Below are 7,469 nucleotides of genomic sequence, written 5' to 3' on the forward strand. Positions count from 1 at the left end.
GGTCAAGTACCGCGCGGGGAAGCCGTGTCCGCCCGGACCTCGGATACCGAACGGGATGTTGACAAGGGGGCGGGCAGCTGCGTGCATGGTCCGACCCGTAGTGCCCGTCAGCCCGTTGGGAGGCATCTTGCACCTCCGTACCCGTCTGAAACACCTGGCGCTCACCGGCGCGGCCCTCGCCGTCGTCACGGCCCCGCTGCCCGGCGCGGCGGCCGCCGACTCCGGCGGCCGGGACCGTCACCCCGCCGACCGGGGCCTGTCGGCCGTCATCCGCTACACCGAGTACGGCATCCCGCACATCGTGGCGAAGGACTACGCGAACCTCGGGTTCGGCACGGGCTGGGCCCAGGCCGCCGACCAGGTCTGCGTGCTCGCGGACGGCTTCCTGACCGTGAACGGGGAACGCTCCCGGTACTTCGGCCCGGACGCCGCCCCCGACGGCTCGCTCTCCTCCGCCACCACGAACCTCTCCAGCGACCTGTACTTCCGCGGCGTGAGGGACGCGGGGACGGTGGAGGGCCTGCTCGACACCTCGGCGCCGGCCGGGCCGAGCCGGGACCTGAAGGAACTGATGCGCGGCTGGGCGGCCGGCTACAACGCCTGGCTGCGGAAGAACCGCGTCACCGATCCGGCCTGCGCGGGCGCCGACTGGGTCCGTCCGGTGACCGCGCTCGACGTGGCCCGGCGCGGCTTCGCCGTCTCGGTGCTCGGCGGACAGGGCAGGGCCGTGGACGGCATCACGGCCGCCCGGCCGCCGGCCTCCGCCCCCGCGGCCGGACCCACCGCCGCCGGCTCCGGCGCCGTCCCCGATCCGGACGAGGCCGCCGAGGCGGCACGCGCGCTGTTCGCTCCCGAGAACGCCACCATGGGCTCCAACGCCGTCGCGTTCTCCGGGGCCACGACGGCGAACGGGCGCGGACTGCTCCTGGGGAACCCGCACTACCCCTGGCAGGGCGGCCGCCGGTTCTGGCAGTCGCAGCAGACCATCCCGGGCGAGCTGAACGTCTCCGGCGCCTCGCTCCTGGGCACGGCCGTCGTCAACATCGGCTTCAACGACAAGGTCGCCTGGAGCCACACGGTCGCCACCGGGGTGCCGGTCAACCTGCACCAGCTGACGCTCGCGCCCGGCGACCCGACCTCCTACCTGGTGGACGGGAAGCCGGAACGGATGACCCCGCGCCCGGTGACCGTGGCCGTGAAGGACGGCGCGCCCATCACCCGCACCCAGTGGTGGACCCGGTACGGGCCGGTCGTCGGCGGCCTCGGGGCGCAGCTGCCGCTGCCGTGGACCGCGACCACGGCGTACGCGCTGAACGACCCCAACGCGCTCAACCTGCGGGGCTCCGACACCGCGCTCGGCTTCGGCAGGGCCCGCTCCACGCAGGACGTCCTCGACGTCCTGGAGCGCACGCAGGGCCTGCCCTGGGTCAACACGATCGCGGCGGACTCGGCGGGGCACTCCCTCTTCACCCAGTCCCAGGTGCTCCCCCGGATCACCGACGAACTCGCCGCGCGCTGCTCCACCCCGCTCGGCCGGGCCACCTACCCGGCCTCGGGGGTCGCCGTGCTCGACGGCTCGCGGTCGGACTGCGCGCTCGGTTCCGACCCGGACGCGGTGCAGCCGGGCGTCTTCGGCCCGGCGCGGATGCCGGTCCTGCGGGACGCCCCGTACGTGGAGAACTCCAACGACAGCGCCTGGCTGGCCAACGCCGACCGGCCGCTGACCGGTTACGAGCGGATCTTCGGCACGGTGGCGACGCCGCGCTCGCTGCGCACCCGGGGCGGGATCGAGGACGTGGCGGCGATGGCGGACGGTGGCCGGCTCACGGTGGCCGACCTCCAGCGCCAGCAGTTCGCGAACCGGGCGCCGGCCGGTGACATGGCGGCCGGCGACGTGGCCCGGGCGTGCGCGTCGGCGCTGCCGGAGGACCCGGAGGTCTGCCGGGTGATCGGGGCCTGGGACCGGACGACGGACACCGGCAGCCGGGGCGCGCTGCTCTTCGACCGGTTCTGGCGGAGGTTCACGGGCACGGTGAGGCCGGCCGACCAGTGGAAGGTGCCGTTCTCGGCGGCCGACCCGGTCCGCACCCCGAACACCCTGAACACCGGGGTGCCGGAGTTCGCGAAGGCCCTCGCCGACGCGGCGGCGGAGCTGCGGGCCGCGGGCATCGCGCTGGACGCGCCGCTCGGTGCCCACCAGTTCGTCGTACGGAACGGGGAGCGGATCCCGGTGAGCGGCGGGACCGAGTCGCTGGGCGTCTGGAACAAGGCCGAGCCCGTGTGGAACGCGGCGGGCGGCGGCTACGTGGAGGTCGCGCACGGCACCAGCCACGTGCAGGCCGTGGGCTGGGACGGCGGCCGGTGCCCGGTGGCCCGCACGCTGCTCTCCTACTCCCAGTCGTCGAACCCGGCGTCCCCGCACTACAGCGACCAGACCCGGCTGTTCGCGGGCGAGCGCTGGGTGACCTCCCGGTTCTGCGAGAAGGACATCCTGCGCTCGCCCGGCCTGAAGGTGGTCGTGGTCAGGGGCTGAACGACAGGAACACGAAGGCGGCGAAGATCGAGAGATGGACGCTGCCCTGGAGGAGGGTGGCGCGCCCGGGCACCACGGTCAGGGCGCTCACCACGGCCGTGAGCACGAGCAGCACCATGTGGAGGGGCCCCAGACCGAGGATCAGGGGCCCCTCCAGCCAGATCGAGGCGAGCGCGATCGACGGGATCGTCAGGCCGATGCTGGCGATGGCCGAGCCGTACGCCAGGTTCATGCTGGTCTGCATGCGGTCCCGGCTCGCGGCGCGCACGGCGGCGAGGGTCTCGGGCAGCAGCACCATGAGGGCGATGACGACGCCGACGACCGCCTTGGGCAGGCCCGCGGAGGCGACGGCGTCCTCGATGGTGGGAGAGACGAGCTTGGCGTTGCCGACGACGGCGACGAGCGCGACCACGAGCAGGCCGAGGCTGAACCAGGCGTCGCGGGCGGTCGGCGGGGCGGCGTGCTCGTCCTCCGACTCCGGGATCCCCCGGTCCGGTCGCGGCACGGGCAGGAAGTAGTCACGGTGCCGGACCGTCTGGACCGTGACGAACACCCCGTAGAGGAGGAGCGAGGAGACGGCGGCGAAGGCGAGCTGCGCGGCGGAGAACTCGGGCCCCGGGTGGCTCGTCGTGAAGGTCGGCAGGACCAGCGTCATGGTCGCGAGCGTGCAGACGATGGCGAGCTCGCCGCCGGAACCCTCCGCGTTGAAGACGGCGACCCGGTTGCGCAGCGCGCCCACGAGCAGGGAGAGGCCGACGATGCCGTTGCAGGTGATCATGACGGCGGCGAAGACCGTGTCCCGGGCGTAGCTCGTCGCCTTGTCGCCGCCTCCGGTCATCAGCATGACGATCAGTCCGACCTCGATGACGGTGACGGCCACGGCGAGGACGAGGGAGCCGAAGGGCTCGCCGATGCGGTGGGCGATGACCTCGGCGTGATGGACGGCCGAGAGCACCGCGGCGAAGAGACAGACGACGACGATCGCCACCGCGAAGCCGGGGAGGTCGCGCCCCCAGGCGAGGCCGAGCACAAGCGCCGCCACCACCGGCCCCCAGGTGGTCCACTGTCGTGCCCTTGCCGTCACAGTCGAACTCATGATCCGCATATTGCCACAAGAGGGACTCATCGCCTGTTTCGTGCAGCCGCCGGGACCGGGGGGGCCGTTCCCGGAGGCGTCCCGGCTGCTCCCGGCGCCGGAGCACCGAGTCGGACCGGCCAGTCCTCGCAGTACTCGATGTGCAGGACGCCCGGCACGTGTCGGCGGGTCCGGGGCCGGGCCCACGGGCCGGAGCTGAACTCCACGCAGAAGTGCCCGGCTCCCGGGTGGCGGTGCCAGTGGGACGGGGCCTCGTCGACGAGGCCGCGGAGCGCCGTGCCGTGCTCGCGGAACGCGGTGGCGCTGCCCACCAGGAAGAGGGTGTGGGCGGCGATGTCGAAGCCGAGGTGGTCCCGGTACGTGGGGTGGTGCCTGCGGTCGTGGTCGATGGCGCCCGCCTCGGGGAAGTCACGGTCCGGGGTGGAGGCCGTGTGCGGGCTGCCGGCACCGAGCCTGGCCCGGACCCGCTTCCACGCGGCGGTGGGAAACTGCAGGCTGTGGTGGGCCAGGACCAGGTCGAGCGCGACCGGCTCGCCCTCCCCCACGGCCCCGTGGGGTGCCGGATTGGCCCGGACCGGGAGGTGGACCAGGGACCGGGCCGAGCGGGCGGCCAGCGCCCACAGCGCGGTGAGGCGCTCGGCACCGTCCCGGTCGGCGTACATCGACAGCCAGTGGCCGTCGTCGCGCAGGGCGAGCCGCGCCGGGGCCGGCTCCGGCCGGACGACCCGGACCTCGCCGCCGCCGAGCCGGACCTTGTGCACCCGCACCCGCTGTTCCACGCGCCTCCTCGAACTGACGATCCATCGCACCCTCACCCGACGCACGCGAGGAAGAGCCCGCACGCAGAGGAGACGCGCCTCGCCCGGCCGGCGGGGGGACAGCGGCAGCGACGCCGTCGCGCTCGAACCCGGTGTCGTCCTCACGGCCGCCGATCCGCGACGCGGTCGGCTGACGCGGTCGGCTTCCGGGCCGGCCGACGCGGGTCCTGACGCGCACGGGCTGCCGACTCCCCTTCGAGGGAGTCGGCAGCCCGTGGAGGTCGACCGCGTTCCCGAAGACGCTTCGGCGCCGGAGTCAGCCCGTCGTCTCAGGGTCGGGACCGGCGAGCTGTTCGGCGAGCTCCCGCTCGCTCTCCTCCGGGAGGGAGGTCTTGAGGACGGTTCCGCCGAAGGGCTCCATGGCCGCGGCGAACCGGTCCTCGGTGATCTTGGAGGCCATGATCACGACGGCCGCCGAACCGGGCTCGAGGAGGTCGCTCACCTTCTTCCGGAAGCCGTTGTCGACGCCCATCTGCGTGAGCTTGCCGATGAGGCCTCCGAGGGCCGCGCCCACCACCCCGATGCCCGGGGTGAGGACGAGGATGCCGAGGACCATTCCCCAGAGCGCGCCGGCCGTGGCCGAGATGGCGATCTCCTCGCGTTTGGCGGGGGTGTCCACATGGGTCTCGCCGTCCTCGTCGACCCTGACGACGGCGAGACCCTTCAGTTCGACGACGTGGTCGTCGCGGAGGGCTCGAACCGCCTTGAAGGCCTTGGCCGCGACGGCGTGGTCGTCGTAGCCGATGACGACGAGTTCGGAGATTCGGTGGTCCTTGCTCAGTACCTCTGCGCTTTGGTGAGTCGCGGCGTGAGCACCGGCTCGGGGGGCTGTCGGCTGATGACCAGGGGCTGCTGCCGCTCACCGGGCGCGAGGTCCTCGGCCCCGACGAACCGGGTCTCGACGACCTTGCCCGACGGGTCGAGGAAGTCGACCTGGACGGCATAGGACGCCTTCGCGCTCGTCTTGTTGGTGATGGTGACGACGACGGCGAGCAGGCCGTTCGTGTCGGCCCGGGGCTTGCCGGTCATCCCGACCTCGTTCAGGGCGTTCCCGCTGCCCTCGACGCCCTTCAGGGCGTTCTCCGCCGCCTGCCGGGAGCGTTCCGCCTCGGCGCCGACCGACGCCTGGCGGGACGCCTCCTGCGCGGAGGCCGAGGCCGCCGCGGACGACGCCGAGGCCTGGGCGGACGCGATCCGCGACTTCGCCGCCGAGGCGACGGAGGAGGGGTGGTCGCCGGAGAAGGAGGCGGTGTCGGGCGCCGTGGGGCGTTCGCTGAACGCCGGTGTCCCGCCGTCGTTCCCGTCCGAGCCGCAGGACACCAGGGTGACCGCGCCGAGCGCGGTCACGACGACGGCGGCGACGGCGCTCGCCGCTCGGGCGCGGACCGCCCGGCTCCCGCGGTGCGATGGGGTGTTCATGGTGGGTCCTTCCGGTGGCATGCGGTCCGCCTCGTCGTCAGTAGCGCAGTGCGGCGGCGATGCGGCTCACGTCCGCCAGGGCGTCGTCGGGGACGAACCGCACCTCGGCGCCCGTCTCCAGGGCCTGTTCGACGATCTCGTCCACGATGTCGTCGCGGGAGTCGAGGTCGGACGCGTCCGCGGGTTCGAGGTGGTCGCCGTAGTCGCGCACGACGGTCCGGTAGTGCTCCTCGACGGCGAGCAGACGGATCCGGCCCTCCTTCGCGGCCTCGTGCACCTCGTCGAGGCCGCCGGCGTACTCGCGGCGGCTCCGTGCCGCGTCCAGCTCGGCCAGCACGGTGGTCGACACGGCCTCCTCGTGGGCGGCGAGCAGCGGTGCCAGCGCCTTTCGCACGGCCTCCTCGGGCCCGTGTCCGAGACCGCCCTGGTGGAGGGTCGCCGTGTCCCGCGGCAGCGGTCCCGTCTCTTCGAGGAGGGAGACCGCGGGCGCCTCGCCGATCACGTACAGCGGGCGGGGCTCGGAGGCGAGGACGGTCCGCAGTGCCTCGTGCGCCTCCCGGAAGAAGGTGCGCGCGTCCTCGTCCTGGAAGGTGCTCGGCAGGTCCCCGACGCGTTCCTTGCGCTCGGCGTCCGGGTCCTCCAGGCTCCGTGTCAGCGGGAATCCGTCCGCCGTGTGCTCGACGGCCCGCTCCGGTGCCCCGTTCCACAGGGAGATCCGGTCCGCCGCCACCGTCAGGGCCCAGTAGGGCCGTTCGGCGGACCGGGCGGCGACGAGGTTGCGCGTGAGGAAGGTGTCGGCGACGACCACCCGCTCGGGGACGGTCCGGGCCACCGTCCACACGTGGTGCTCGCCCGGTGCCACGTGGATCACCAGGCCGTCCTCCGCGTGGACGAGGTCGACCTCGGCGACCGCCCGCTCCAGCCGGCTCAGCACGTCCGCACGCCGCTCCCGCGTCACGCCGGGGTCGTCCTGCAGCTCCTTCTCCACCCGGGCCAGGAGGTTGCGCAGCCGTACGGGGTCCTGGGCGTTGTCCGGCTCGCGGCGGTGGGTCGGCATCACGAGCGACACGGCGGGGTACGGGCGGGGCCGGCGCAGCTCGGCGAGCGCGGCGGTGCTGAGGGCGGGGTACATGAACGCGCCTTTCGGTCGGCGGGAAGGGGCGGGGCCGTACGGGGCACCCGGCTGCGGCTCGGACATCCGTGGTCTCCAGGGGGTGCCGTCGAGGCCTGCCGGCGCGAGCAGGGGTGCACGGGGTCCGGGCGTGCCGAAGCTCGGTCCACCATTCGACATGTTCGTTCGAAGTGGGCCTCCCCGCGAGTCGGTGGGGCCGTGGCCGTCCGAGGTCTGGTCCGGTACGGCACTCGCACCCGTCACGCGCGGACGGCGTGCGGTGGCCGCGACCGGGCGACGGTGGGCCCGGCCGCTCCTGGGGGGCCGGCGGCTGAAGAACCGGATCAGGACGCGATCCGCCGCTGGAGGACCAGAGGGGGCGTCGCCGGGGGGGGGGGGGGGGGGGGGGGGGGGCCCCCCCCCCCCCCCCCCCCCCCCCCGGCCCCCCCCCCCCCCGCCCCCCCCGGGCCCGGCGCGCCCCACAACAGGGCC

Annotated in this window: 6 protein-coding genes; 1 reads left to right on the forward strand and 5 read right to left on the reverse strand. The window is 74.1% G+C overall.

Features of this window, described 5'->3' with window-relative positions:
- Positions 1-127: 127 nt before the first annotated feature.
- On the forward strand, positions 128-2,533 hold the full coding sequence (locus ACFYUZ_RS28590) for a penicillin acylase family protein (RefSeq protein ID WP_389313957.1): 2,406 nt from the start codon (positions 128-130) through the stop codon (positions 2,531-2,533).
- Here ACFYUZ_RS28590 and ACFYUZ_RS28595 read toward each other — a convergent pair.
- The 5 genes from ACFYUZ_RS28595 to ACFYUZ_RS28615 form a co-directional block, all read right to left on the reverse strand.
- Positions 2,523-3,629 carry a calcium:proton antiporter gene (locus tag ACFYUZ_RS28595; protein ID WP_389313959.1) on the reverse strand — a complete coding sequence of 369 codons (1,107 nt, stop codon included), beginning with the start codon at positions 3,627-3,629 and terminating at the stop codon, positions 2,523-2,525. The two genes, ACFYUZ_RS28590 and ACFYUZ_RS28595, sit on opposite strands and share 11 nt — an antisense overlap.
- Before the next feature lie 26 nt (positions 3,630-3,655).
- Complete coding sequence (locus ACFYUZ_RS28600) at positions 3,656-4,408, reverse strand: hypothetical protein (RefSeq protein WP_389313961.1); 753 nt, start codon at positions 4,406-4,408, stop codon at positions 3,656-3,658.
- Positions 4,409-4,703: 295 nt separating this feature from the next.
- Positions 4,704-5,066 carry a DUF1269 domain-containing protein gene (locus ACFYUZ_RS28605; RefSeq protein ID WP_389313963.1) on the reverse strand — a complete coding sequence of 121 codons (363 nt, stop codon included), beginning with the start codon at positions 5,064-5,066 and terminating at the stop codon, positions 4,704-4,706.
- Between the two features lie 158 nt (positions 5,067-5,224).
- On the reverse strand, positions 5,225-5,866 hold the full coding sequence (locus tag ACFYUZ_RS28610; protein WP_389313965.1) for a hypothetical protein: 642 nt from the start codon (positions 5,864-5,866) through the stop codon (positions 5,225-5,227).
- Between the two features lie 37 nt (positions 5,867-5,903).
- Positions 5,904-6,998: a chemotaxis protein gene (locus tag ACFYUZ_RS28615; RefSeq protein ID WP_389313967.1), complete on the reverse strand. Its 1,095-nt coding sequence runs from the start codon at positions 6,996-6,998 to the stop codon at positions 5,904-5,906.
- Positions 6,999-7,469 lie beyond the last annotated feature (471 nt).

The sequence above is a fragment of the Streptomyces sp. NPDC004266 genome, assembly GCF_042874095.1.
In the GTDB taxonomy this organism is placed as follows: Bacteria; Actinomycetota; Actinomycetes; order Streptomycetales; family Streptomycetaceae; genus Streptomyces.